This window comes from Peribacillus sp. NPDC096448 (assembly GCF_044762675.1).
GTDB lineage: Bacteria > Bacillota > Bacilli > Bacillales > DSM-1321 > Peribacillus > Peribacillus frigoritolerans_B.
The window spans coordinates 1-26,654 of record NZ_JBIWEU010000003.1; the positions used below are offsets into that span (position 1 = coordinate 1).

Consider the following 26,654-nt stretch of genomic DNA (forward strand, 5'->3'; position numbering starts at 1 on the left):
TGCGGGAAAAGCGTGGCATGGGAGACCCCGCAGGCGCGCGCCGAGGAGGCTCCCGCCCGCCCGCGGAAAGCGAGTGCCTGAAGTGGAAATCAACGTTCCCATATTACAAACCCACAAATAAAACCAATAAAAATTTTGACTTACTGCCAAAAATGATGTACATTACCTAATGGGCGAACAATTTCTATTGAAAAAGACAAAAATATTCGTATATAGAGGTGCATAACATGGAAAACGTGTTTGATTATGAAGATATTCAATTAATTCCTGCAAAATGTGTAGTAAATAGCCGTTCTGAGTGTGATACATCCGTTACTTTGGGCAAACATACATTCAAGTTACCTGTAGTACCTGCCAATATGCAAACGATCATTGATGAAAAGATTGCCATTTACTTGGCTGAAAACGGTTACTTTTATGTAATGCATCGTTTCGAGCCGGAAAAACGACTGACTTTCATTAAAGACATGCATTCAAGAGAATTGATCGCTTCCATCAGTGTCGGCGTTAAAGAAGAAGAATACGGATTCATCGAACAGTTATCGAATGACAACATTGTGCCTGAATACATTACGATAGATATTGCACACGGACATTCCAATGCCGTGATAAAGATGATACAGCATATTAAAAAACATTTACCTGAAAGTTTTGTCATTGCAGGAAATGTTGGAACTCCTGAAGCGGTACGTGAATTGGAACATGCCGGTGCCGATGCTACAAAGGTGGGCATTGGACCAGGGAAAGTATGCATCACTAAAATCAAGACTGGATTTGGAACGGGCGGCTGGCAACTAGCAGCACTTCGCTGGTGTGCAAAAGCGGCAAGCAAGCCTATCATAGCTGACGGCGGCATTCGCACGAACGGTGATATTGCCAAATCAGTTCGATTTGGAGCTTCGATGGTCATGATCGGTTCACTTTTTGCCGGACATGAAGAATCTCCAGGCCAAACGATCGAGAAAGATGGAAAGGCCTTTAAAGAATACTTTGGTTCAGCATCTGAATTCCAAAAAGGTGAAAAGAAAAACGTTGAAGGCAAAAAGATGTTTGTCGAGCACAAAGGATCTTTAGAAGATACGTTGAAGGAAATGGAACAAGATCTTCAGTCCTCCATTTCATATGCAGGTGGTACCAAGTTGGAAGCCATCAGGAATGTGGATTATGTGGTCGTTAAGAACTCAATCTTTAACGGTGACAAAGTTTATTAAGAAGTAACGTAAAAAAAGGCCTAATCAATGGATTAGGCCTTTTAAATTATACTTTTTTAACAAATTGGGATTTTAATTTCATTGCACCAAAACCATCAATCTTACAATCAATATCATGATCTCCATCAACTAGACGGATGCTTTTGACTTTAGTGCCCATTTTTAAGACGGATGAGCTCCCTTTCACTTTAAGGTCCTTGATTACCGTAACGGTATCACCATCGTTCAAGGCATTTCCATTAGCATCTTTGATAACCTTCTTTTGATCACCATTTTCCGTTTCCGCTTCCACCGTCCACTCATGGGCGCATTCCGGGCAAACAAAAAGACTGCCGTCTTCGTATGTATATTCTGAATCACATGCAGGGCAATTAGGAAAATCAGGCATAAATTCACTTCCTCCATTCATTATGCCAATTTTAATATAATAATGGTTTACACACAACCAGTAGTCTATTACCTCCCCCTGTTCCTCCCTTCCTCTAGAACCTATAAAGGTTTTACTATATACTTTTAAGAAAAAGCTGGAAAGTGCGGTGAACCCATTGTTTAAACTATTATTGATAGAAGATGATACGACGTTATTCAATGAAATTAAAGATAGATTGGCGCAATGGTCTTATGATATTTACGGAATCGGCGATTTTAGTAAAGTGGTTCAGGAATTCACGGACATAAAACCTGATTTGGTCATCATTGATATACAGTTGCCGAAGTTTGACGGATTTCATTGGTGCAGAATGATCCGGGCCCATTCCAATGTTCCCATCATCTTTTTATCATCACGTGATCATCCTACCGACATGGTGATGTCCATGCAGCTTGGAGCTGATGATTTTATCCAGAAGCCTTTTCATTTCGATGTACTCATTGCGAAGATACAGGCCACCCTTCGCCGTGTCTATAATTACAATACGGAAAAGATCGAACTGAAAACCTGGTGCGGCGCCACCGTGGATTACGAGAAGAATACGGTATCAGCCGAGTCTGGCACAATCGAATTGACGAAAAATGAAATTTTCATCCTGAAAAAGCTCATTGAACAGAAAAACAAGATCGTAAGCCGCGAAGAATTGATCAACAGCTTATGGGATGACAAACGTTTCATAAGCGATAACACCCTTACAGTGAATGTGAACCGTTTACGCAAGAGGTTGGATGAACTGGGTTTAGGGCATTTTATCGAAACGAAGGTCGGACAGGGCTATATCGCCGTAGAAGAGGCAAATGCATGATCAGAAAATATCTCGTGGAAAGGTTCAGCTGGATCACATTTTACATACTTCTTCATCTATTCATTATCTTTGTCGCCTATCTTGATTCGGCCATTCCGTTGAAACCCATACTGTATATTGCCTTTTTATCATTGCTCATGTTCAGTATGTTTTTGATATTCCGCTATAAAAAAGAAACCTACTTTTATAAAAGTTTGGAATCGCGGGAAGACAACCTGGATGTTACGAATATAGCCGAACCAGAGAGCCCTTTCGAAAAAATCATAGAAAACAGCATCATTAATCAAACCGAATTATTGAAGCGATCCGCAGCAATCGGTCAAATGACTTTAGAGCAGGAGAAGGATGAATTATTAGCTTGGATTCATGAAGTGAAGACGCCATTGACGGCGATGCATTTAATGATTGACCGCTTGGATGATGAATTGCTGAAATCACACTTGACTTATGAGTGGCTGCGCATTCACCTTCTTCTTGATCAGCAGCTCCATCAAAGGCGCATGCCTTTCATCGAAAATGATTTGTATATAGAGAAAACCGATTTGGAAACAATAATCTTTGATGAGATTAAAACGCTGCGATCATGGTGCATTCAAAAAGGGATTGGCTTCGACATACAATTGGGCGTAAGCGAAGTGCTTAGTGATGCCAAATGGCTGGCCTTCATCATGAGGCAGCTCTTGACCAACTCGATTAAGTATAGTGAAAACTCAGATATCATGATATATAGCCATGAACAAGCCGGACAAACGGTTCTTGAAGTGCAGGATTCCGGACGGGGCATCGACCCAAAGGATTTATCCCGCATATTTGATAAAGGATTTACATCCACGACAAACCATCGTGACAATGCGGCAACCGGCATGGGTCTATATTTAACCAAGAATGCAGCCGAGTCCCTATTCATCACCATTGATGTTAAATCAGAGCTTGGAACCGGAACGACCGTCACCTTGACCTTCCCAAAAAGAAATGATTTCGTGAATATCACAAGCATGTGACAAAAGTGTCACATGCTTTTATTCTTTGTTCGTCCAAACGAAGGAAAAGAAATACATGGCCTTTTATAATGAGGATATAGAAAAAAAGGAGTGTATCCAAATGAATATATTAGAAGCGAAAAAAATCCATAAAAGCTATGGTAATAAATTCAATAAACAAGAGGTATTAAAGGGTCTCGATATAAGCATACAAGAAGGTGAATTCGTAAGTATCATGGGTGCTTCAGGTTCAGGAAAAACGACTTTGCTGAATGTCCTTTCCTCGATCGATAAAGTCAGCAACGGCACCATTACGATCGATGGTAAAGAGATTTCGGGGATGAAAGAAAAGAATTTGGCCGAATTCCGTAAGAACCACTTGGGCTTCATTTTCCAGGAATATAACCTATTGGACACACTGACTGTCAAAGAAAATATCCTTTTGCCCTTATCCATCACCAAAACGCCCAATAATGAAGCGGCACAAAAGTTTGATAGCGTGGCGAAGGAACTGGGCATATATGAAGTGAAGGATAAATACCCAAATGAAATTTCCGGTGGTCAAAAACAGCGTACGTCTGCAGCACGGGCTTTCATCCATGATCCAAGCATCATTTTTGCGGATGAACCGACTGGGGCGCTTGACTCCAAATCTGCTTCCGATTTACTGAACAAACTAAGCGAAATGAATAAAAAACGCAAAGCGACCATCATCATGGTTACCCATGATCCCGTGGCCGCCAGTTATTGCAGCCGAGTCATTTTCATTAAAGATGGACAAATCTATACTCAATTGAATAAAGGTCAAGAATCCAGACAGACCTTCTTCAAGGACATCATGAAAACACAAGGTGTATTGGGAGGGGTTCAAAATGAGCATTAATCAACTCATCTTGCGAAATCTCAAGAAGAATCTGAAGAACTATTACCTGTATGTGTTCGCCCTGGTCTTCAGTGCCTCCCTTTACTTTGCTTTTGTCACCTTGCAATATGACCCATCGCTGGATGAAGCGGAGGGTACGGTGAAAGGCGCCGCCTCCATCAAGGCTGCATCGATCCTGCTTGTTGCGATTGTTTCCATATTCCTTTTATATGCCAATAGCATTTTCATTAAAAGACGCAGTAAAGAAATCGGCTTATTCCAATTGATAGGCATGACGAAGAACAGGATATTCCGTATCCTGAGTGTGGAAAACCTGATCCTGTATTTCTGTTCCGTATTCCTGGGAATCTTTGTAGGGTTTGCCGCTTCAAAATTGATCATCATGATCCTATTTAAAATAATGGGTGTCGAGGCAATTGCGACTTTTAACTTTTCTTTTCAGCCGCTTGTTCAGACCGTGCTCGTTTTTAGCGCCATCTATCTTTTAATCATGTTGATGAATTATGCCTTCATTAAAAGGCAAACCATTCTATCATTATTTAGAGTGACTTCCATGACGGAAGGAAAAGTGAAAAAGGTTTCGATTTTCGAAATGATCATCGGGTTATTCGGGATCATCCTGATCATTGCTGGCTATGTCATTTCATCCAAATTATTCGATGGAGCTTTTTCAGATATGACCGAGCTTTTTATGGCCATGGTCTTCATTTTGGCAACCGTCATCATCGGTACCTACCTATTCTATAAAGGATCCGTAAGCTTCATCTTTAATATCATCCGTAAAAAGAAAAATGGCTATTTGAATATCAATGAAGTATTGTCCCTTTCATCCATCATGTTCCGGATGAAATCGAATGCGATATTATTGACGATCATCACGACCGTTTCCGCTTTGGCGATCGGTTTATTATCATTAAGCTATATCTCCTACTACTCAGCGGAGAAAATGGCACAAAGCAGTATCCCAACCGATTTTTCGATGACGGATAAGGGGGATGCAGATGCATTCAAAGAAGCATTATCAGACAGTAAAATTGATTATGACGCAAAGGTGATTGACGTCATTCAAGTGGATGTCAATGTAAAGGAAATAATGGAAACGAGCCTGGATGAAGTGAACTTCGATTCGGACATCATGACCGTTCCCGTCATCAGTGATGAATCCGTTAAAGGAATCAACCTTGCTGAAGATGAGACCCTTTTCAGCGGATACAGTAGTATGATGGAGAAGGTCATATCCTTGAAGGATTCCGGAAAGATTGAACTGAAGGGCAAAAATGAAGTGATTCCGCAAACATATATGGGTTTGAATGATGATACCTTCCTGCCCTATTACATCACGAGTGGCGGATTGCCCGTTGCCATTGTAGACCAAACGATATTCGACCGTTTGAAAAAGGATGCCGACCCGAAAATCCAAAAAGTATCATCCGTTAATATCGGCATTGATGTGAAGGATGAAGCTGAACTTGAAAAAGCGAATGATCTATTCAGTAAATTGAATTTTAAAGAAGAACATGTGAATGAATCCCAATTGGAAATGTTCAACACCCAGAAGAAGAATATGGGCCTTATCATGTTCATCGTCGGCTTCTTAGGGTTAACCTTCCTCATCACATCCGGTTGCATCCTTTATTTCAAGCAAATGGATGAAAGTGAAGGGGAAAAATCCAATTATACGATTTTAAGAAAACTCGGATTCACGCGTGGTGACTTACTAAGAGGAATCCAAGCAAAACAAGTTTTCAATTTCGGCATTCCTTTAGTCGTCGGGCTGCTTCACAGTTATTTCGCAGTCCAATCAGGATGGTTCTTTTTCGGGACCGAAGTTTGGACACCGATGATCATCGTCATGGCATTATACACGGTATTGTATTCGCTCTTCGGAATCCTATCCGTATTTCATTACAAGAAGGTCATTAAAGAATCTCTATAATTTCGAAGATACTAAAAGCTCCAGGGCCAATGAGGCCCTGGAGCTTTTAACTGTAGAAAAATTCGAAGAAAAGTGATTTCCACTCCAGGCACTCGCTTTCCGCGGGCGATCTTTGCACCTGCGGGGTCTCCCTTGGACACGCTTTTCTTAGCAGGAGTCTCGTGCCTTCCGTTTCAAGCAAAATTCAGGCAAACTGCAACGATCAGATTATATAAACCCCAAAGAAGTTCCAGCTGCTTTCAGAAATCGGCTCCCTTTCCATCCTGCCAAGCATCCAGCGAATCTTTGGCTAGCCAGTTATTCGGCAGGAATGTCGCCACCCTTTCACTCCAATGGGATTCCATAAAAAAGTAAACCATGAAGGAAATCATCATGGTTCGGGGTGAGACATTCGAACGAGCTTTCCGTTTCCCTTTAAAGTACCCCAGCCGGTTTCATCATTTCCTTGATCAATTCCCTATTGCGCTTTTTAAAGATTTCATTATGGGAAGAAACCATTCCCACTCCGTGAGCGTCAGGCTGGATATATTGTTTTGCCTTGTTTACGGCATTTGCAGCATCTTGAAAAGTGCCTGCTATCAGGTTCAATTTACCTTCATGCTTAAGGATATCCCCGGCTGCGTATATTCCATCCATCGAGGATTCACTTGCAGGAGTGCCTTCAATATAATAGTTGTCGGCAATGGCAATGTCCACTTTACTATTTCGAAGCAGCGATGTATCACGCTCATAACCATGATTGATGATGACTTCATCGATCGGTAAGTAAGAAACCTCTCCCGTTGCGTGATTCGTCAATTCAACATGTTCAATTGATTCATGATCATCGCAGGCGATCAATTTTGTAATCGTCGTATTCAAGAAACAAACAGCAGAGCTTTCCATCAATTGCCTTGCTTGTGATTCATGTCCTGCCAAACTATCTTTCCTGTATGTCAGGTACACCTTTTTGGCGATGGGCTCTAATTCATTTGCCCAGTCTATTGCAGAATTCCCGCCGCCTGAAATGATCACCGTCTTATCCTTGAATCGATTGAAGGACTTAACGGTATAGTTTAGATTGGAGACTTCAAACCTTTCTGCCCCGTCTATTTCCAACTTTTGCGGGTTCAGAATTCCGCCGCCAACCGCGACAATGATCGTCTTGGAAAAGTGCATTTGACCTGAAGCCGTATGTAAAACGAAGATACCTTCTTCATTACGTGTGATTGATTCCACTTTTTCATTCAAGACGACTGTTGGATTGAATGTTAAACCTTGCTCCACTAGCTGCTCAATTAATTTTTCCCCAGTAGTGGGTGTCAGCCCTCCTACATCCCAAATCATTTTCTCTGGATAGACATGAATTTTCCCGCCTAGCCGTGGCTGGTATTCTATCAGTTTAACTTTCATTTCTCTAAGTCCGCTATAAAAAGTGGAGTAAAGGCCTGCTGGCCCTCCCCCAATAACCGTTACATCAAATAAATCTTGCTGTTCCATCTACGTCCACTCCCCGGTAATCAAGTGTGATTGATTATCATTCTCATTTAATGGTACACTCTTTTTTCATTTTTTACAATAAGCAGTCGGGTTAAAATTCAAAAAACGATTCATTCTGCACGTATATATGAGATTGGAAAAAAAAGTGCAGCAATCCTTCATCCCCACTCAAGGATGAAAGATGCTGCACTTTCTTGGCACTGAATGTTAGCTTGAACGAGGTCTTTTCCCGTCTGCTATAAGAAGGTTGATGCGATCTATGAGTTCAGGTAGTTCCTCCATCGTTTTGATGGTGAAGTCTGCGCCGTTTTGCATAAAGATATCTGCCGTTTTTGTGATGAGATCTTGTTTATCTCTTTCTGGCAATCTTGTATACTCATCCAAGCTCAATCCCATCTCGGAGCTTCCGACAATGACACCGACCGACCATACCCCAGCATTCACTCCCTCTTGCATATCGGAAGTGGTGTCGCCTACCTTCACTACCTTCCATGATGCCGCTAACTTCAATTTTTCCATATTCCGATAGATCATGTAAGGAAAAGGCCTTCCAATCGAATGGGTTGCATCCGGGGTTACATGAAAATCCGGGCGATAGCCTTTTTTCAAAGCATTTGCTACGACGACCTCCATCATTGTATCCGTATATCCCGTTGTCGACCCAATCTTCAGGCCGCGATTCCTTAATGCTTCCACCGTCTCGATAACCCCTGGAATGGGATCTGTATAATCCGCCAATGACATCATCAGTGCCGGTTCGAATTCAGCATATAATTTTTCAACGTCTTCCTCATTGAATGGCCTTCCGTACTGTTCTTCCCATAACGAAGATATCCTTGACATGGTCAGCATCGCACGAATATGGTCGATTTTCAGCATGCCCATCGGAGCTCTGGCTTCCTCCATCGTCACGTCCAGTCCAGCATTCTTAAAAATATCCACAAAAACATTCACTGGTGCAAAACATCCAAAATCCACAGCTGTTCCTGCCCAATCCAAAATGATTCCCTCTACCTTATTCACACTGTCACCACTTTCATATATTTTTCTACGATCCTGCCAAGTGCCTCGATATCTTCTTCATAGATTTCGCCAATATTGCCGATTCGGAATGTATCTATGTCAGTCAGCTTTCCGGGGTAAATTACATAGCCCCTCTCTTTGATGAAATTGTAGAAGTCCCCAAAATCAAAGGTTTCAGTTGGAAAAAGGAAAGTTGTAATGATTGGCGATTGTTTATCAGGTGAGATATATGCATGAATGCCCCATTTACCCATCAGCTCTCTCAGCCTGTCATTATTATTTTTATAGCGGGCGAATCTGGCTGGAATGCCGCCTTCTTCCGATAATTCTTCCAATGCTTTAGCAAACGCAGCCACTACATGCGTCGGAGATGTGAAACGCCATTTCCCATCCTTATCCATCTCTTTCCACTGATCATATAAATCCAGGGACAAACTGCGGGCATTGCCTTCACAAGCCAACAATTTCTCAAGCTTTGCAATGACGAAACCAAAACCGGGGATTCCTTGAATGCATTTATTCGCACTGCTGATCAAATAATCGATTCCGAGTTCAGGCACATTCAGCTCAACTCCGCCAAAGCTGCTCATCGCATCAATGATCAAGGTTTTCCCTTGTTCCTTTGAGATCTTCGAAACCATCTCTATCGGATTTAAAATCCCTGTCGTCGTTTCACAATGAACCATTGCTATATGTGTGATGTCACTATCATCCAGTAAAATGTTCCGGATTTCAGCTTCCTTTGGAAATTCATTGTACTCAACGCCATATTCCACATGATTCAATCCGATGCACTCCGCCATTTTCACAATTCGTTTTCCATATGCGCCATTCGTTATGATCAGCACTTTATCGGATTTTGAAAGTGCAGTCGTCAGCACTGATTCTACAACAAACGAGCCGCTTCCCTGCATAAGTACAGCCGTATATTCTCCGTTTGCAGCATATGCCAATTCAAGAAGCTGGGATCTGATTTTTTGTGTGATTTCTTTATAATCATTTTCCCACGTACAGCGGTCAACAAGCATTTCCTGTTTCACCGTACTCGTAGTCGTCAGCGGTCCAGGCGTTAATAGTTTATAAGTATTCATTTTCCTTCACTCCTCACTGTATTCATCATTGTGCTGATTTAAAGAATTCCTGATGCTGTTTTAATAATTCAACCGTTAGGGGCTGCTTGTATTTCTTAGGGTGGGCCGGTTTGTTCTTTTCCGTTACCTTTTCACCTTCATAAAGTGCGACCGGGTAATGTTTCAGCAATTCTTCTCTAGCATCTTTACTGATCGTTTCTGCCATTTTCATCGCTAAACTTGTTTTAGCTTCATCATCTTTATTCACGACGGCAACGGATTCCGTGTAGGAGAAATTCCCCTCAACCGGATCGACAAACTTGATCGGTAAGCCTGACTCTTTAGCCATCACGGCTTGGTAGCGCAAACCAAAACCTGCAGCCACTTCCCCTGCTTGAACTTTATTGATTGGGCCTGAACCTGAGCTCTCAAGATGCGGACCGCTATTTGCTATTAAGTCATGGAGAACCTTTTTCCCCTCTGCGTCACCGTATTGACTGATTATTGCTTGAACTAACAGCCACCCTGTTGAAGAGTCCAGGATATTAGGAATTGAAACGAACCCTTTATATTCCGGCTTTGTTAAATCCTTAATCGAGGTAGGCATCGGCAGGCCTTTTTGTTTAAGCACTTCCGTATTCACAAAAATGGAACCGGTATTTGCCAAAATCGGCGTATAATAGGCTGGATTTTTTTCCAATGCTTTGGTGCTGAATGACAGGTCCTTGAACATGGAGTGCTGATCCTGTGCGCTTTCAATGAAATAGGAACTCATCGTCACGACATCAGCCTCGATTTCATCGCCTTCTGCCAGAAGTTTCCCTCCTAATTCAGATGTGCCTAATGATTGAAGGACATATTTCCCTTCGTATCCGGCATCTTTCAGGGAAGTCTCCATTGCTGCAGTGGCTTCTTCATCGCCATTCGTATAAATGACCACCTTTTCCTCATCCGCTTTGCCGCTGTTACGGCCCACCAATACAAATGCCAAACTTAGCGCAACTAAAGAAAGTAAGGCTATCTTGATCGTTTTAGACATAATATCCCCCTCATTAATGTTTGAATTGTCTTTTTTGATAATGATCACAAAGCAGCTTCACGGCTAGATTTGTAAAAAAGATAAGCAAAGAAAGGATGAATATTTCATTGAATTTGGCAAAATGCTGAAGCTCTTTAATTTTGCTGGCCACTAATGTGGTTTGGGCCGTGACCAAAAAGATGATTCCGCTGATCGTCACCATACTATTGATGAAATAGTAGCTGAACATCTCGATTACCGTAGATGCCGAGTTAGGCAGAATGACACGATAGATTGTCCTGATCCAGCTATCCCCCAATAGATTTCCGGTGGTTTCCCAACCAGGGTTCATTTTGGATAAAGAGTTCTTCGCCATTAAATAGGGTGTTGTAAAGAAGTGGACAATGTTACATAGAATGATGATGGCAAAGGTCCCCTTCCAGCTGCTGCCGTTGAACAGCAGCAAATACGATAAGCCCAAAACCATTCCCGGTACTGTATTCGTCAACATTGAAATGACATCGATTGCCGATTTCCCCTTAAGGGGCGTCCGGACATTCAAAACCGCAGAGCTAAAGGCGATGAACGTTCCCATTACAGCCGTCATCAAGGCGACGAATAAGGAGTTTTTATAAACTGCCGTTAAATCGCTCGATTGGAATGTTTCGATAAAATGCTTTAAGGTGAACGAAAGATCGTAAGGGAAACTAGTTAAAAATGGTGCAATGAACATGACCGCAAATACAGAAAACATCCCTATTAAGACCAGCAGCGAGATACCTCCAAAACATATATCCCTCCCTTTGTGCTGTGTCAATTCTATATCGCTGAACTTGTCATAATGAAAATTAAGTTTTTCGAGATAGTTTAATAGGAAAACACTGAATACTACCGGAATGAGCATGAAAATGGCAATCACTGCACCACTATTGAAATCAGGGATTGAACCTAGCATGACTTGATACAGTTGCGTCGCAACGACGGAGTAGGTCCCGCCGACCGAAGCCGGTATCCCGAAGTCGGTGAAACTCAAGATGAAGGAAAGTACAAAAGCTCCGCCCAAAGTTCCCGACAATGGCCGTATGATCGTATTCATGAAACTTCTTATCGTTCCGTCACCCATTAATTTTGAAACGATGATGAATTTTTTATCCATGTACTTGAAGGAATTATTAATGAGAAGGAAAGCTGATGGCAATGTATAGATCACATAACCTATCAATAATCCATTAAATCCGTATATATCGAATAGATTCCTTCCAAAAATCTTCGTTATGATTCCTTGATTGCCGAAAGAGTAGATGATCGCAAACCCGAATGTGATTGTCGGAAGCAGCATCGGAACAAGGATCCCGGTTTTTATTACACTTTTTAATGGCCTATATAATCGGGTGCAATGGATGGAATAGGCCAGGAAAAAAGCTAAAACGGTCGTAATGACGGCTGTGAGCCCCGATATTTTCACGCTGTTTCCGAATGACTTCATCAACTCTGCATTTGAAAGGACCGTTAAATAATTCGAGAGATTGATTCCATCAGCCGTTTCAAAAGAACGGACGAACAATATGCCAAGCGGCAAGAAAAGAAAAGCGGCAAATAGCAGTAAGATAGGTATATAAATGACTCTCATTGCCGGTTTTACTTCAGGCATACTTTTCACCGAATAAGTTATAAATATTTTCTCTCTTGATCTCCAGTTGTTTAAGAATGAATTCCTTTACGAAATCATTGGCCGGCTGATTGATGATTTCTTGAGGCGATCCAAATTGAGAAATATTCCCTTGATTAATGATCAAAATCTTATCCGACATCGTCAAAGCCTCTTCCGGGTCATGTGTCACTATGATCGTCGTCAGCTTAAATTCGCGGGCAATGGATTTGATGCGTTCCTTTATCGATTCCTTGATCACACCATCCAGAGCACTCAGCGGCTCATCAAGTAAGAGGATCTTCGGTTTCATTACAAGAGTCCTTGCTATCGAAACCCTTTGTTTCTGGCCCCCGGATAATTCGCTGATCCTTTTTTTCAAATGCGGTGTTAATTCCAGGAAATCGATGTATTCCTGAAGCTCTTCCTTGGAAACGGATCCCTTCCTGTTCCTCAATCCATAAACGATATTTTCATAGGCATTCAAATGCGGGAAAAGAGCGTAATCCTGGAAAACGATATTAAATCCCCTGTCTTTCATGGGCACGTTACTCAAATCGGTATCATTGAAAATGATTTTCCCATGATTGATACCCGTCAAGCCCAAAATTATATGTAATAAAGTAGTTTTGCCGCTTCCACTTGGTCCTAATAGTGAAACGATCTCCCCCGTTTTAATTTCAAGATTTATATTATCCAAAACTGATTTTCCATCGAATTGCTTGCTAATATTTTGTAGTTTTAGCAAACCGTTCACCTCCTTTAATACACCCTTAGTATAAAAGCACTTTGTAAACCGAATTTGAGATTTTTGTAAATACTCTGTAAATGTTGAACACTTTATTACTAAGTTCATACTAACTTTTGACCAACTAATGATATTTTTATCATCTATATGTTGAATATGTTCACGGTAAACAGTACACTTAAAATGAATATCAGGAAGATAGATATGAAGAATAGGCGGGTGTAACTTATGCTTCCTCTTGAAAGGCAAAAGAAGATCATCGAGTTATTAACGATTAGAAAAGTAATGAAGATTGCCGAGCTTACTGAAGAAATGCAAGTTTCCATCGAAACCATCAGAAGGGATATAAACCTTCTTACAAGACAAGGAAAAATAGAAAAGATCTATGGCGGCGTTAAGCTGGTTCAATCGAAGTTTGGAGAATCGACGATAGATGAAAGGATGTTCAGTCAATTAGAAGAAAAGGAAACCATCGCCCAAAAATGCAGTGAGTATATCGACGATGGTGATTGCATTTATATCGATAGTGGTTCGACAACCTATCAAATCGCTAAATATATAAAACAGAAAAAGAAACTGACTGTGATAACCAGTTCGATCCCTGTTGTAAATGAGCTCATTCATAGCGATATCGAGATATTGATCATAGGGGGGAAAGTCAGGAGAAATGAACAATCCATCGTTGCATTTGACTACTTATTCAACTTTAGTGAATTGAATATTTCAAAAGCATTCATTTGTGCGAGTGGCATAACCGTTGAAAAAGGCATATCCGACTATAATTTAGAAGAAGCGAACACACGAAAAAAAATCATTGATTTATCCCAAGAAGTCTATGTTGCCGCTGACAGCACCAAGTTCGGGAAAGACGTGACAATCGGGATATCGTCACTGGATAAAATCGATTACATCATAACTGACGATCATTTGCATAAAGATTTCATCTCTTCGTTTAAAGAGACCGGCACACATTTGATTCTTTCTTAAAAGCAAGAAAAAAACGGGAACTATACAGTAGTATGTTCCCGTTTTTCAGTTTGTAGACAAAAGGGGGGCGGTGAATGCCAAATGCATTTGGAATGAAGAACGTTTTAACAAGTCTAATTTTGGCGATCACCTTCATCACAACGTTGATTTCCACTTCAGGCACTCGCTTTCCGCGGGCGGGCGAGAGCCTCCTCGGCACGCCTGCGGGGTCTCCCATGCCATGCTTTTCCCGCAGGAGTCTCATACCTTCCGTTCCAATCAACTTTGTTTTATTTAGAACCCTTTTGTTCACAAACTAGATAATAATTATTTGCCGACAGCTTTTTTGTGGGTTTGTAATATGGGAACGTTGATTTCCATTCCAGGCACTCGCTTTCCGCGGGCGGGCGAGAGCCTCCTCGGCACGCCTGCGGGGTCTCCCTTGGACTCGCTTTTCCCGCAGAAGTCTCATACCTTCCGTTCCAATCAACTTTGTGTTTTAAAAGAAAAAACTGCTGGCTCGTCTTATTCCGAACCCTCTTTAAGACTAGTTTATCCTTCATGTTTTTTTCCTGTACTCCTTAATGGATGGAAGAAATTTGCGACACTCCTGCCGAATAACGGGCTTGGCAGACAGTCGGCGGAAAGGGGAGCGGATTTCTGAAATCAACTGGAACTTGAAATAAAAAAACTGTGTCCTCCATCAATGGAGAGTGGCTCGGTGATTCTCATAAAGTTGAGCCTAGTACCTCAATTAAAATTCCTTTCATGCTGTAGGAGCCATTCCTTTCTCCATAAGCCACCCGCATAACCAGTTAATTTCCCATTTGAACCTATTATTCGATGACAAGGAATCACGATGCTTAACTTATTTCTGCCATTAGCGCTCCCTACTGCCCTAATGGCTTTTTCATTACCGATTGAAACGGCGATGTCTTTATAGGAACCCGTGTTAGCGTACAGGATTCCTGTTAAAGCGTTCCACACGTTTTTTTGGAAGATGGTCCCTTCAAGTATATAAGGAAATGTAAATTCCCTGCGTTCACCTTTGAAATACTCATCAAACTGACTCAAGCACTCCACCAAAACCTTGGGTGTTTGATCTTGCATAATATTTATCTTTGTATCCCTTTCAGCGAACATTATGGAACAGATGGCCTCATTCGTTCCTGATATCTCGATAACTCCAATCGGCGATTCATAATCTAATTTATATAATTCACTCATATAAGGATCTCTCCATTTCTGTATAGGTGGATTACACTCGTTTCTTAAGATTCATGTTGCGATATTCGCTGGGAGAACAATTTTTCAAACGGCGAAATACCTTATAAAAGTTTGAAGGGCTTTGGAAGCCCACTTCAAGGCAAATCTCAAGATTCGTTAGACTTGTGCTTGTTAGAAGGTATGAAGCTTTATCCACTCTGATTTTTTCCAAGTAGGAACGGGGGGTTTCTAATGTTTCCTTTTTGAATAGCCGCTCCAGATAATAGGAACTTACACCGACATGATTGGCAATATCCTTTAATTCAACTTTTTGATTATACTGATTTACCAAGAAAGCGATGATATCTCTTACAAGTCCCAACTGAGGGGAATCATCAACTTCCGGTTGGCATCTTTTGCAAGCACGGAAACCAGCCTTCTCGACTTCATCGATGTCATGATAGAATTTCACATTTATTTTTTTCGGCTTCCTTGACCTGCAGGAAGGGCGGCAGTATATTTTAGTTGTCTTTACTGCCGTAAAGAATAATCCGTCATATTTAGGGTCGCAAGCAATGATCTTCTCCCACATTTCTTCAAAAGAAAGATTTATAACAACAGCCATTATACTCCGCATCCTTTCAGGTTTTAGTTCCCATATAAATGTGAGGTGTCATTCAGCTCTACTATTCGTGCTGTATCTCGCTCTAACAATGCAATGACTTTATCGGATAGGGCATTGCCGAAACTTAGACGTTTCACGCCTAACTCTTCTAGCTCCTTACCATTCGTTAATCCGGGCAAAGATAATACATTTAGGGGAGCGCCTATGTTCAAAGTGATTTCCTTTATTTCATCATAGTTCATTAACCCAGGGACGAATATTCCGCTGGCACCACTCTCCACATACGCTTTTGCCCGTTCAACTGTTTCAAGGAAAGGATTTTCTTTTTGAAAATAAGTATCTGTTCTGGCATTGATGTAAAAACCTTCATACCCACTATAATCCAACGCTTCCCTTATTTTTAATAGTAGGCTGCAGTGTTGGGATATATCTCTTAGCCCTTTTTGTTTTTTGAACGAATCCTCAATATTGATCCCCGCTACACCGACATCTGCCGTCCTTAACACATTATCGACAATCTTTTCTGCGGTTTCACCATAGCCTGCTTCAATGTCCGCGGTGACGGGAATTTTCACATTATCCGCAATTAGTTTAATGATACCTAAATGTCTTTCAAAATCAATCAATTCACCATCAGAATAACCCAGGGAGCTGGCAATCCCCCAGCTTGTCGTTCCAAAGCCTTGAATCCTGATTTCTCGAGGATCAAGGCCGATAATAGATCCCAGTCATTCCCCAATATTAACAGGTCCTTCGAAAAGTGTAAGTCATTGAATTCCTTAATGTTAGTCATTATAGTTGCTCCTAAAATTTATTTGTACTCATTTTAACAATCAACCTAGCTCCAATTCGTCCTCATTCTTGCTCTTATGGTCCTGTCAGACGGATCCGGACAAATAAAAAAATGCCCTTTCCTACCGAGGGCATTTTCAGGATCCAATTTATTAATTTACGAAAAGATATAACTTCTTATGATATTCCTCAAATGCCTGCTGGTCCTTTTCCGTGTAGTCCATCCACTTCACTTTCTTGCATCTTTCCTCTAATCTCTCATTCAGTTCATCTTCTATTTCATTCATGAAACGAATGATTTCCCCATAAGGCATATTGAAATGACGGGCTGCGAGCCTGGGCGGAGAATGCTTTACCAGCAATCTCATGAATTGATCGACCGTGTCCGCCTTCGATGCAAGATAATCTTCTTCGTTCACGATGAATTCATACACTTGTTTTTTGACGCCAGAAAGTCTGGTCACTTCGTCGCGTAATAAAAACTCCATTAATCTTTCGTTCATATGGCTCTACCTCGAATGGTTTATATTTAAATCCTTTTAGATATATGTATGAAAAGTCTATACTGCCCAATAACTCATTATGACATCGTAACCGCAAGCCATCAAGCAATTCCTGTACCAATCCATAAAACGTAATCGTTACGATTTATTGATCACTTTAAGTAAAATAACATGTATATGCCTTAAAAGTCAACATTCATGTTGTGTGCATAGTAAGCATCCTTTATTGGCAAAATATGAACATGAACAAATGGAACAGCTCTTTATTAATTTTGTATAGGTAAAGAGAATAATTTTGTTAAAATTTGATATAATAAATGTAATATTTAGTCAATTAGTATCTTTTCCTAGAATTTGCTTTTGCAAAGGGGTAGAATGAAGCTAATGACATCTTATTTTTTCTAATGTTTCCGAGGAGTTATAGGGTGGGTATAGCAAGTACATAGTGACAGCTGAAATGCTGTCCGACATATCGGTTGTTTTCATTTGTTCAAAATAACAATGAAAAGAATAAGGAGTGATTTTTTGAAACCTTCAACAAATCGCATGTTAACCCGTATTAAATCCGTTTATATGTTCATTAGTAATAACGGTACGGTTTCTACTCAAGAGCTTGTAGAAGAATTTGGCATCACTCCTCGAACTGTGCAGCGCGATTTAAATGTCTTAGCATACAATGACCTTGTTCAAAGCCCAAGCCGAGGCCTTTGGACGACAACAAGTAAAAAGGTGAAGATGTCATCGTAAAAAGAACGACCACCCGAACAAGATCGATATGTAAAATACTTTGAGGCGGACAATATTGTCCGCCTCATTTTTTGTATCCATATATCATTCAGTCGGCTGGCCTGCCTTTAACTGTTCAAGCTCTTCCGCTGTCAACTCACGGTATTCACCAAGCTCAAGCTCCTCATCAAGCTGTAAACTTCCCATGGAAAGACGCTTTAGGTAGACGACACGTTTGCCAACGGCCTCAAACATCCGCTTCACCTGATGGAACTTCCCTTCCATGATCGTTAGCTCGATATCCGATGTAAGACCTGATTTTAAAATGTTCAATTCTCCTGGTTTTGTTTCGTATCCATCATCCAAGGTCACGCCGTTGCGGAATGCCTCGATATCCCGTTCCGTCACTTCGCCATCAATGACCGCAAAATATGTTTTAGGGACATGTTTCTTTGGGGAAAGCAGTTGGTGGGCAAGCTTTCCGTCATTCGTGATCAGCAATAAACCTTCTGTGTCCTTATCAAGACGGCCTACAGGAAATGGCTCGAATACCGAATCTTCCGGCTCCAGGATATCGATGACCGTTTCTTGGTAGTTATCTTCCGTTGCCGACAATACGCCCGGAGGTTTATTCATCATTAAATAGATGAATTCCCTGTATTCAACCCGTTCACCATGAACCGTCACGATTTCCGCATCAGGGTCCACCTGTTCCTTCGGATCCTTAATCAGCCTTTCATTGACCTTGACGGCGCCGGATTTCAGGAGCTTTTTCACTTCTTTCCTGCTGCCATAACCAATATTGGATAAAATCTTATCTATTCTCATCGTTTCCTCCTAAAGCCTTTTTCAGTAAAAAGCCTTGCCCACTTTAATGACAGGCAAGGCCAATATATTTTAATCGGGGATTCACCATTCAATACCCTTTTTTTTACACATCAAACTTCCAGCTTATAATCCTAATTTAGCTTTTAACCGATCGATCCGGGCACCGAACAAACGATGGGCAAGTTTACTTTTCAAGGAAAGTGCCGCATAAATGAGCGCTCCAAAAATTGCACAAACGGCCACGATCAAAATCGCCTGGAAGCGCCCTTCCGTTGTAAGCCATAGCGATAATAAACCGTTCATTCCCCAGGCAGCCAGTCCCATTATTATTGAAAAAACTGTGATCAAAACAGATCTTCTGATGGTAAGGCTATAACGATATCCAGTAAAGTAGGTAATGACATACAAATTCAGCAGCACAGCAGCCAAGTAGCCGAATGCCGTGGCATAAACGGATCCTTCCGTTTCAAACAACTTGATCAACGGGATATTCAAGCTCAATTTGATTAAAAAACCAACAAGCAGGCTGAGCACCGTATATTTTTGCTGATTGATCCCTTGTAATACAGCCGCCGAAACGGAAAAAAGCGCAAACAAGATCGAAACGGGCGCATATGCCTTCAGGACACTGATTCCAAGTGGATCATGGCTGTAAAAGGCACTATAGATTGGATCGGCTAGCACCGACATGCCAACGACCGCTGGAATCGTAATGAACAACAAAATTTGGAAGGCTTGGTTCAGCTGACGGTTGAACTCTTTTGAATCCTCGCTTACATATGCCTTCGTCACCGAAGGAAGAAGCGCCATCGAAAACCCGGTTGCGAGCGTCATCGGAATCAAGACAAGCTTCTGGGCATATACATTCAACACCCCAAGTGCATCCTCAGCAACATGCTGCAGCCCGATGGATGACATCGCCTTATTGAAAGACAGCAAGTCAGCCAATTGAAACATTGGCATCGCGATTCCGACAAAGATGAATGGAATCGAAGAAAGAAAGATTTCTTTATAGATCTCCTTCAGGGAAATTTCCATCGTCCCCCGGTCTTTTTTCATCAAGCTGTCCAAATAGGGTTTTTGTTTTTTCCAATACCAAAACAACACCACTAAACCGCCGACAGCCCCGACCGTCGCCGCGAAGGTAGCTATTTGGATGGCTCTCACTAACTCTCCATCAATGACATTCAAAACAACATACACACCGGCCAGAAGGAACACGATGCGGACAATTTGTTCGACAACCTGAGAGATGGCCGTCGGTTCCATCGCTTCATGACCTTGGAAGAAGCCGCGGATGATGCTCATGAACGGTACAAAAATCAAGGCGAAGCTGACTGCCCGTATGATCTCCGTGACATCCGCGACATCTTCCTTCTTGACTCCAAAGACTCCAGTAAACATCGGTGCCATCGTATAGAGAATCAAAAAAGCGAGAAAACCGGTGATAACCATTAATTTCAGGCTTGATTTAAATAACTTCTCACCGACGGCGTACTCCTCGAGCGCATTATACTTCGAGATGAATTTAGAAACTGCAAGCGGCATGCCTGCCGTTGCAAAGCTAATGAAAATGGTATATGGAACGTACCCATATTGATAGAGGGTAGCACCTTTATTCCCAACCATATGTTCAAATGGGATGACGTAAAATAAACCAAGAACCTTGGAAATGATCGCTCCCAGCGTTAATATAAAAGCCCCTTTTAAAAACTTAGATGACATCTAATCCCTTCCTGCCTCTGTCAGTTACGTTTCACACGCTCTTTATCTTATCATATTAAAGTATTTTTTCTATAGAAAACTACATTCAAGTTTATCGTTTTCGAAGATAATACACAAACAAATAATTCCTTTTTTTCTACATTCGCAATCTGACGGGCTATTGCTATATAATGAAGGGACTGAAAATGATAAAGTGGTGATCAATTTGAAATATGATGTAGTGGTAATTGGCGGCGGTCCTTCCGGATTGATGGCAGCAATAGCTGCCGGGGAAAAAGGTGCCCATGTATTGTTAGTGGATAAAGGCGAGAAGCTTGGAAGAAAACTTGCCATTTCGGGCGGCGGACGCTGCAACGTGACGAACAGGCTCTCAATCGATGAAATCATTCAGCATATCCCTGGAAACGGGCGATTTCTATACAGTGCTTTCTCAGAGTTCAATAATGAAGACATTATTCAATTCTTTGAAAAATTGGGCGTGGCTCTTAAAGAAGAGGACCATGGCCGGATGTTCCCTGTCAACGATAAAGCGCAAAGTGTCGTGGATGCCCTTCTGACGCGCCTGTCGAATTTAAAAGTAACGATCTATAAGAACTCTCCAGTTGCGGAAGTTCTCTATGAACATGGAAAAACAAGCGGTGTCCGGTTAAAAGATGGACAGGTCATTGACACGGATTCAGTCGTGATAGCAGTCGGCGGAAAATCTGTTCCCCACACCGGTTCAACCGGAGACGGCTACGCATGGGCTAAAAAGGCGGGGCATACGATTACCGAGCTGTTCCCAACTGAAGTTCCCGTACTTAGCCATGAAACATTCATTAAAAATCGGTCACTTCAAGGTCTCGCACTTCGAGATGTTTCATTAAGTGTCCTTAACCCAAAAGGCAAGGCCCTGATCACACACAGAATGGATATGCTCTTCACCCATTTTGGCGTCTCCGGTCCAGCTGTTCTAAGATGCAGCCAATTCGTCGTGAAAGCGATGAAAAAATGGAGCCTGTCGGAAGTGACCATGAAACTCGATGCCCTGCCGGACCGAAACAAGGAAGAGGTTTTTCAAGACATCATGAAGGAAATCAAAGCCGAACCGAAAAAAGCCATTAAAAACACCTTAAAAGGTTTAGTTCCTGAACGATACCTTCACTTCCTGCTTGAACGAAGCGGCATCGACCTTCAAGAACAAGGAGCGACGATATCAAATGAAAAAATCCGCCGCTTTGCAGAATTATGCAAGGACTTCCAATTCGGGGTGCACGGCACCCAGCCGCTAGAAAAAGCCTTCGTAACGGGCGGCGGCGTATCCGTCAAAGAAATACATCCAAAAGAAATGGCATCCAAGCTAATGGACGGACTTTATTTCTGCGGTGAAATTCTGGATATACACGGATATACAGGCGGTTACAATATCACATCGGCATTAGTAACCGGAAGGCTCGCCGGAATGAATGCTGCCATGTATGCCCGTTCTTAATCATAAGAGGCTGATCCGCTTGGATCAGCCTCTTTTCATGCGATTTCGCAAGTCTATTTATCCACTCGGTGTTTGTTAGGCTTTGATTCTGGCGTAGGTGCTGTTTTTTTGGCCTTCACCGTACTTTTTCGTCCGTACCCGCGCGCCTCTATTATCCGGCGTATATGTTAAAATATTTCTGGATGATGGAGAAATGCTTCGAGATCAATGGTATTCCGTTTCGTGAATGTGATGCCTTCACTCTCGAGCATCGCCTTCTGGTGTTCTGCGGCGCCCTCCGCTTTTATGCCGATTTCACCTTTGGCATTGATCACCCGGTGCCAAGGAAGGTCATGTTTTTTGCTGCTTGAATGAAGGATCCTTACGACCTGCCTTGCACCGCGCGGACTTCCGGCGAGCTGTCCAATTTGACCATATGTCATCACTTTACCGGAAGGGATTCGTTGTATGATATTAATTACCCGTTCAGTAAAACTTTCCAAATAACTCTCCCCTTTATTCTATCCGTTTGCTAAAAACGTGATTTTTTCATCGGTTATCAGGAACCCATGATGCTTGATCAAATTTCTTTTAAGCTCGGCAGGCACTCTGCAGTCATCGTATGCACAAACAGAAATCAACCCTCGTTCCTTGATCAGTTTGTCGATCCCTTTTTCATATTCCCCTATCGCTAAGCTGACTTGATCGTCATGGCCCCATTCAACATGGCCCCAAGTCCGCACGTGCTGATTGCGTTCAGTGTATGTATCGATATTTTCCAAGAAATAATTAACCATCGTCGAAGGATGGAAGTCTCCATGAAAACAATAAAAATCAAAATTATTCATAAGATGCACTTGCTCCAATTGCTCCTCATTTAAATGAAGCTGCAATTTCTTGTACACGAAAGGAAAAATACGATCATTTTCGACAACCAGGATATGGTCTCCCTGTTCGACACCTGCAATGATGAAAGTTGCCTCATTTTCAATGTATCTTTCCAATTCATTAAAACAGTATAAAATATGTCCGCCATCCGATTGCTGTATATTTTCTATTAGTTGTTTCATTTTATTATCCAAAATGGATCTCTCCTTTAAATACACCAGTCCGCACTATGTATTAAGTATAACTTTACCCATTATCTCCGTGTTTGTAAAATTCATAGAAAAATATAATCAGTTTTTCCTAATGTCATGTTATGATCTGGAATTTCGTTGAGTCGAATTGAGGCTGCTTTTTAGTCCCCTCATAGAAAGACCAAGGCAGCCCAATTCAATAGACTCCGTTCTTCATGCATTTTCCCTTTTGATGTTCACCCCTTAAATCACGGGATAATACGGCACATAGCGCGGGTTATAATAATATGGCGGTCTCGGTCCAATAAGCGGCAATTCAAAGGTACTGGGGTTGGAGTCATATAACAATTCCACCTTTTCATCCGATTGATCGACCAATAACATCTTCACTTCTTCGCTATAATAATATGGCATATAGAGGCCTCCAAAAACTTTTTCTACCCTTCAGCATATTCGAGCCGTACGGCAACGAGCCCGTCCCCATACATGTTCTTCATGCACGGCAGATGCCTGATCACCATAAAGTAATCCGACTAAATTCTTTTTTGGGAGGACCCCTCATGGCAGAAGATAAGAAAAAGAAATCATCCGGTAAAAGCTATCCCATGCAGCCGAATTATGGGAAGATCACTCGTTATCAAGACGTTCCCACCACAGTTCCGGAGCAACGCCAATTTCGCCAACCCGGTGTAGAAAAATTAATGGTGCCAAGGCCCATCATCGAAAATCCAAATTATAGGGGCAGCGGGAAATTAACAGGTAGAGTCGCATTGATAACTGGCGGAGACAGTGGGATTGGCGCTGCGGCCGCCATCGCTTTTGCTAAGGAAGGCGCAGATGTTTCCATCGCTTATTTGGATGAACATGAGGATGCCAATCGGACTAAAACGAGAATTGAAGAGCTTGGGCAACGTTGCTTACTGCTGCCTGGGGACTTAAGGGATAAGCAGCAATGCATCAATATCGTGGAAGACACCATCGAAACATTTGGAAAGCTCGATATTCTTTGTAACCACGTGGGTATTCAATTTCAGCAATTAAGCTTGCTTGATATCACGGATGAGCAATTCGATGATACCTTTAAAGTGAATATCTATTCCCACTTCTATACGACACGTGCTGCCCTTCCCCATTTAAAAGCTGGGTCCTCCATCATTAATACATCTTCTGTCGTGACGTTTAATGGGAATAAGCAACTAATTGATTATACGGCGACTAAAGGGGCCAACATTGGTTTTACCCGTGCCTTGGCAAACAGCCTTGTCGATCAAGGCATCCGGGTAAACGCCGTTGCGCCCGGAAGGTTTTGGACACCCCTCATCCCGGCAAGTTTCTCGGCAGACGAAGTGACGCAAGTCGATAATCCGATGGAGCGTCAAGGCCAGCCATTTGAACTGGCTCCCACCTTTGTCTATCTCGCCTCTGATGATTCCCGTTTTGTGACAGGACAAACACTTCATGTCAACGGCGGGGAGGCGACATCGTCCTGATTTCCATAAAATTTGCCCCCTTCCCAGGAAGTCAAGACGGTAAAAAGACTACCTTTGATTGCCCGCCTGCACGCAAGGAGGTAGTCCATTATTGATTAAAGGGCCAGCCGGCCTTTATTTTTTTTTATAGATGATCATTGCACTGAAACAGTAGATCTGTTCCTCTTCCTCTTCACCTGTAGTGGCGACATTATATTTGATATCGACGATTTGATTATCACGAATGTCTTCCAGGAAAAAGTTCATTTCATCCTCTAGATCCTTTTCATGCTCATAATCAAATAATTTGACTTGTATCATCGGCTCTCCCCGCCCTTTTACTATAATGATAGTTATTGTGCAGGATGCCCTTTTTTCTTGACTTTTATACTTGATTTGTTTGTAAAGCGGATAATATTTTAACCACTTCATCCCCGACTTCTTCTGTGGAAGCTGCCCCGCCCATATCAGGAGTCAGCGCCTTTTTATCGACCATCGCCTGTTCGATCACGTCCAACACTTTTGCACCCCAAACTTCATGTCCGAAGAAATCGAGAATCTGACTGGCGGACCATATGGCCGCAAGTGGATTGGCGATGCCTTGATGTGCTATATCCGGGGCTGAACCATGAATCGGTTCGAACATCGAAGGATAAATCCGTTCCGGGTTTAAGTTGGCACCGGCCGCCAGTCCCATCCCGCCTGCAATGGCAGCACCCAAATCAGTTATGATATCACCAAACAAATTGGAGGTGACAACGATTTGAAACCGTTCGGGCTGTTTGACAAAATACATGCTTGCCGCATCAACCAGATAGGAATTCGTTTCCACTTCCGGATACTCCTGTCCAATTTCTTCAAAAACCTGATCCCAAAAAACCATTGAATAATTCAATGCGTTCGCCTTGCTTATGCTCGTTAGCGTCCTTCCCGTCTTACGCGCCAGTTCATAAGCATAACGGATGATCCTCTCAGTTCCTTTTCGTGAAAAGACCCCCGTCTGGAGGACGACTTCTTCCGGCTTGCCTTTAAAAAGCCAATCACCGGCACCGGAATATTCCCCTTCACTGTTTTCACGGATGACAACCATATCGATTTGGTCACGAGTCACGTCTTTTAATGGACAGGGTGCACCTTGAAGCAATTTAATGGGCCGAACATTCACATATTGGTCAAATCCCTTTCTGATCTTCAGCAGAAGTTCACGTAAGGAAATATGGTCCGGGACACCAGGATAACCGACAGCCCCAAGATACACGGCGTCAAATTTCATCAGTTGTTCTAGTCCGTCGTCGGGGAGCATTTTGCCGTGCTCAAGGTAATATTCACAGCCCCATGGAAAATAGGTGAATTGGAAAGAAAAATCCCCGGCAATTGCCGCCACTTCTTTAAGGACCTTTACACCCTCATTAATCACCTCAGGACCAATCCCGTCACCCGCAATGACCGCTATTTTATGAACATTCATTATTCAACTCTCCTTTTCCTTTATTTTCTGACTTCAGCACCCTAATTTTAACATATAACTTTTGCATTCCCGTAAGGAGAGGTCCATACAGAAAAAAGGGCCCTTTCAGATGAAAGGACCCTTTTTTCATGCCTTCAAATATGCGCGTCTTTCCGCATATTCACGGCATTGTGAACAAACCATGATCTTTTTTCTTTCTTCATTCAAATAAGCCGTCACATTCTTGGATTTACGCTTACAAATGTAACAGGTCTTTTTGAAGAACTTCACTTAACGATGACTTCGCCGTCCCATTCAAGCATTCCGCCTACCATGTTTGCCACTTTATATCCTTGTTCTTGAAGGTAATGGCATACATTTTCACTGCGGCGTCCTGAACGGCAGATAAAAATATATTCTTTTTCTTTATCAAAATAGTCAAGGTTCGCCGGGATATCATTCATGCGAATATGTTTCGCGCCTTCGATCATCCCCTCTTGCACTTCTTCGTCTTCACGAACATCGACAAGTTCCATCGCTTCGCCTGCCTCAAGCTTAGCTTCCACTTCTTCAGTTGTAATGATTTTGATTTCTTCCATAATTAGCA

General features: G+C 42.1%; 27 protein-coding genes and 1 pseudogene. 9 read left to right on the forward strand and 19 right to left on the reverse strand.

Annotated features, from left to right (window positions below; genetic code table 11):
• The first annotated feature begins 227 nt into the window (after window positions 1–227).
• Window positions 228–1,211: a GMP reductase gene (guaC, locus tag ACIQ0C_RS06115; RefSeq protein ID WP_034309334.1), complete on the forward strand. Its 984-nt coding sequence runs from the start codon at window positions 228–230 to the stop codon at window positions 1,209–1,211.
• Between the two features lie 46 nt (window positions 1,212–1,257).
• Here the strand turns inward: guaC and ACIQ0C_RS06120 are convergent, their stop codons facing one another.
• A complete protein-coding gene (locus ACIQ0C_RS06120; RefSeq protein WP_230176704.1) occupies window positions 1,258–1,599 on the reverse strand; it encodes a zinc ribbon domain-containing protein YjdM in 342 nt (113 codons plus the stop codon).
• Between the two features lie 157 nt (window positions 1,600–1,756).
• On the opposite strand from ACIQ0C_RS06120, the gene ACIQ0C_RS06125 reads away from it, so the two are divergent.
• The 4 genes from ACIQ0C_RS06125 to ACIQ0C_RS06140 all read left to right on the forward strand — a co-directional run bounded on the left by ACIQ0C_RS06125 (window position 1,757) and on the right by ACIQ0C_RS06140 (window position 6,245).
• Window positions 1,757–2,446 (forward strand): response regulator transcription factor, encoded by a 690-nt coding sequence (locus tag ACIQ0C_RS06125; protein WP_402835383.1) that lies wholly within the window; start codon window positions 1,757–1,759, stop codon window positions 2,444–2,446.
• On the forward strand, window positions 2,443–3,447 hold the full coding sequence (locus ACIQ0C_RS06130) for a sensor histidine kinase (protein ID WP_403058120.1): 1,005 nt from the start codon (window positions 2,443–2,445) through the stop codon (window positions 3,445–3,447). Before ACIQ0C_RS06125 ends, ACIQ0C_RS06130 begins: the two co-directional genes overlap by 4 nt.
• A 100-nt stretch (window positions 3,448–3,547) precedes the next feature.
• Entirely contained in the window at window positions 3,548–4,309 is a 762-nt protein-coding gene (locus ACIQ0C_RS06135; protein ID WP_403058123.1) for an ABC transporter ATP-binding protein, read from the forward strand.
• Window positions 4,299–6,245, forward strand: coding sequence for an FtsX-like permease family protein (locus tag ACIQ0C_RS06140; RefSeq protein ID WP_403058126.1), 1,947 nt, complete (start codon window positions 4,299–4,301; stop codon window positions 6,243–6,245). The genes ACIQ0C_RS06135 and ACIQ0C_RS06140 overlap by 11 nt, the downstream gene beginning before the upstream one ends.
• Window positions 6,246–6,659: 414 nt before the next feature.
• Here the strand turns inward: ACIQ0C_RS06140 and ACIQ0C_RS06145 are convergent, their stop codons facing one another.
• The 6 genes from ACIQ0C_RS06145 to ACIQ0C_RS06170 all read right to left on the reverse strand — a co-directional run bounded on the left by ACIQ0C_RS06145 (window position 6,660) and on the right by ACIQ0C_RS06170 (window position 13,231).
• Window positions 6,660–7,724, reverse strand: a complete 1,065-nt coding sequence (locus tag ACIQ0C_RS06145; protein WP_403058129.1) for an NAD(P)/FAD-dependent oxidoreductase — start codon at window positions 7,722–7,724, stop codon at window positions 6,660–6,662.
• A 207-nt stretch (window positions 7,725–7,931) separates the two neighbouring features.
• Window positions 7,932–8,747 (reverse strand): phosphonoacetaldehyde hydrolase, encoded by an 816-nt coding sequence (gene phnX / locus ACIQ0C_RS06150; RefSeq protein ID WP_403058132.1) that lies wholly within the window; start codon window positions 8,745–8,747, stop codon window positions 7,932–7,934.
• The gene (phnW, locus tag ACIQ0C_RS06155) at window positions 8,744–9,838 is read right to left on the reverse strand and encodes a 2-aminoethylphosphonate--pyruvate transaminase (protein WP_403058135.1); all 1,095 of its coding nucleotides are present in this window, start codon (window positions 9,836–9,838) and stop codon (window positions 8,744–8,746) included. The genes phnX and phnW overlap by 4 nt, the downstream gene beginning before the upstream one ends.
• A gap of 25 nt (window positions 9,839–9,863) precedes the next feature.
• Window positions 9,864–10,856 carry an extracellular solute-binding protein gene (locus ACIQ0C_RS06160; RefSeq protein WP_403058138.1) on the reverse strand — a complete coding sequence of 331 codons (993 nt, stop codon included), beginning with the start codon at window positions 10,854–10,856 and terminating at the stop codon, window positions 9,864–9,866.
• A gap of 13 nt (window positions 10,857–10,869) precedes the next feature.
• A complete protein-coding gene (locus ACIQ0C_RS06165; protein WP_403058141.1) occupies window positions 10,870–12,486 on the reverse strand; it encodes an ABC transporter permease subunit in 1,617 nt (538 codons plus the stop codon).
• The gene (locus tag ACIQ0C_RS06170) at window positions 12,479–13,231 is read right to left on the reverse strand and encodes an ABC transporter ATP-binding protein (protein ID WP_101223028.1); all 753 of its coding nucleotides are present in this window, start codon (window positions 13,229–13,231) and stop codon (window positions 12,479–12,481) included. Before ACIQ0C_RS06170 ends, ACIQ0C_RS06165 begins: the two co-directional genes overlap by 8 nt.
• Window positions 13,232–13,459: 228 nt before the next feature.
• Between ACIQ0C_RS06170 and ACIQ0C_RS06175 the strand changes: the two genes are divergently transcribed.
• Entirely contained in the window at window positions 13,460–14,218 is a 759-nt protein-coding gene (locus ACIQ0C_RS06175; protein ID WP_402835392.1) for a DeoR/GlpR family DNA-binding transcription regulator, read from the forward strand.
• A gap of 729 nt (window positions 14,219–14,947) precedes the next feature.
• Here ACIQ0C_RS06175 and ACIQ0C_RS06180 read toward each other — a convergent pair.
• From ACIQ0C_RS06180 to ACIQ0C_RS06195, 4 genes and pseudogenes are all read right to left on the reverse strand, one after another.
• Window positions 14,948–15,424, reverse strand: a complete 477-nt coding sequence (locus tag ACIQ0C_RS06180; protein WP_402835395.1) for a methylated-DNA--[protein]-cysteine S-methyltransferase — start codon at window positions 15,422–15,424, stop codon at window positions 14,948–14,950.
• Window positions 15,425–15,455: 31 nt separating this feature from the next.
• Window positions 15,456–16,028, reverse strand: a complete 573-nt coding sequence (locus ACIQ0C_RS06185) for a bifunctional transcriptional activator/DNA repair enzyme AdaA (RefSeq protein ID WP_402835396.1) — start codon at window positions 16,026–16,028, stop codon at window positions 15,456–15,458.
• A gap of 23 nt (window positions 16,029–16,051) precedes the next feature.
• Window positions 16,052–16,821, reverse strand: a pseudogene (locus ACIQ0C_RS06190) (isocitrate lyase/PEP mutase family protein).
• 151 nt (window positions 16,822–16,972) lie between these two features.
• Window positions 16,973–17,323: a hypothetical protein gene (locus ACIQ0C_RS06195; protein WP_402835398.1), complete on the reverse strand. Its 351-nt coding sequence runs from the start codon at window positions 17,321–17,323 to the stop codon at window positions 16,973–16,975.
• Window positions 17,324–17,848: 525 nt separating this feature from the next.
• Between ACIQ0C_RS06195 and ACIQ0C_RS06200 the strand changes: the two genes are divergently transcribed.
• Window positions 17,849–18,070 carry a DeoR family transcriptional regulator gene (locus tag ACIQ0C_RS06200; protein ID WP_034309346.1) on the forward strand — a complete coding sequence of 74 codons (222 nt, stop codon included), beginning with the start codon at window positions 17,849–17,851 and terminating at the stop codon, window positions 18,068–18,070.
• 84 nt (window positions 18,071–18,154) lie between these two features.
• Here ACIQ0C_RS06200 and ACIQ0C_RS06205 read toward each other — a convergent pair whose 3' ends face one another.
• Both ACIQ0C_RS06205 and ACIQ0C_RS06210 read right to left on the reverse strand, forming a co-directional pair.
• The gene (locus tag ACIQ0C_RS06205; RefSeq protein ID WP_403058144.1) at window positions 18,155–18,877 is read right to left on the reverse strand and encodes a pseudouridine synthase; all 723 of its coding nucleotides are present in this window, start codon (window positions 18,875–18,877) and stop codon (window positions 18,155–18,157) included.
• A gap of 123 nt (window positions 18,878–19,000) precedes the next feature.
• Window positions 19,001–20,602 carry a putative polysaccharide biosynthesis protein gene (locus ACIQ0C_RS06210; protein WP_403058147.1) on the reverse strand — a complete coding sequence of 534 codons (1,602 nt, stop codon included), beginning with the start codon at window positions 20,600–20,602 and terminating at the stop codon, window positions 19,001–19,003.
• Between the two features lie 205 nt (window positions 20,603–20,807).
• Here ACIQ0C_RS06210 and ACIQ0C_RS06215 point away from each other — a divergent pair, with 205 nt between their 5' ends.
• Window positions 20,808–22,073 carry a BaiN/RdsA family NAD(P)/FAD-dependent oxidoreductase gene (locus tag ACIQ0C_RS06215; RefSeq protein ID WP_403058150.1) on the forward strand — a complete coding sequence of 422 codons (1,266 nt, stop codon included), beginning with the start codon at window positions 20,808–20,810 and terminating at the stop codon, window positions 22,071–22,073.
• Between the two features lie 167 nt (window positions 22,074–22,240).
• On the opposite strand, the gene ACIQ0C_RS06220 is transcribed toward ACIQ0C_RS06215, so the two are convergent.
• From ACIQ0C_RS06220 to ACIQ0C_RS06230, 3 genes are all read right to left on the reverse strand, one after another.
• Window positions 22,241–22,555, reverse strand: a complete 315-nt coding sequence (locus ACIQ0C_RS06220; RefSeq protein ID WP_403058153.1) for an MGMT family protein — start codon at window positions 22,553–22,555, stop codon at window positions 22,241–22,243.
• A gap of 18 nt (window positions 22,556–22,573) precedes the next feature.
• Window positions 22,574–23,134 carry an MEDS domain-containing protein gene (locus ACIQ0C_RS06225; protein WP_403058156.1) on the reverse strand — a complete coding sequence of 187 codons (561 nt, stop codon included), beginning with the start codon at window positions 23,132–23,134 and terminating at the stop codon, window positions 22,574–22,576.
• A 240-nt stretch (window positions 23,135–23,374) separates the two neighbouring features.
• Window positions 23,375–23,545: a hypothetical protein gene (locus ACIQ0C_RS06230; RefSeq protein ID WP_403058159.1), complete on the reverse strand. Its 171-nt coding sequence runs from the start codon at window positions 23,543–23,545 to the stop codon at window positions 23,375–23,377.
• A 146-nt stretch (window positions 23,546–23,691) separates the two neighbouring features.
• On the opposite strand from ACIQ0C_RS06230, the gene ACIQ0C_RS06235 reads away from it, so the two are divergent.
• Window positions 23,692–24,621, forward strand: a complete 930-nt coding sequence (locus tag ACIQ0C_RS06235) for an SDR family oxidoreductase (protein WP_403058162.1) — start codon at window positions 23,692–23,694, stop codon at window positions 24,619–24,621.
• A 114-nt stretch (window positions 24,622–24,735) separates the two neighbouring features.
• Here the strand turns inward: ACIQ0C_RS06235 and ACIQ0C_RS06240 are convergent, their stop codons facing one another.
• The 3 genes from ACIQ0C_RS06240 to ACIQ0C_RS06250 form a co-directional block, all read right to left on the reverse strand.
• Window positions 24,736–24,921: a sporulation protein Cse60 gene (locus ACIQ0C_RS06240; RefSeq protein ID WP_048682016.1), complete on the reverse strand. Its 186-nt coding sequence runs from the start codon at window positions 24,919–24,921 to the stop codon at window positions 24,736–24,738.
• Between the two features lie 64 nt (window positions 24,922–24,985).
• Window positions 24,986–26,068 (reverse strand): tartrate dehydrogenase, encoded by a 1,083-nt coding sequence (locus tag ACIQ0C_RS06245; RefSeq protein ID WP_403058165.1) that lies wholly within the window; start codon window positions 26,066–26,068, stop codon window positions 24,986–24,988.
• Window positions 26,069–26,334: 266 nt separating this feature from the next.
• Window positions 26,335–26,646: a rhodanese-like domain-containing protein gene (locus tag ACIQ0C_RS06250; protein WP_034309364.1), complete on the reverse strand. Its 312-nt coding sequence runs from the start codon at window positions 26,644–26,646 to the stop codon at window positions 26,335–26,337.
• Window positions 26,647–26,654 lie beyond the last annotated feature (8 nt).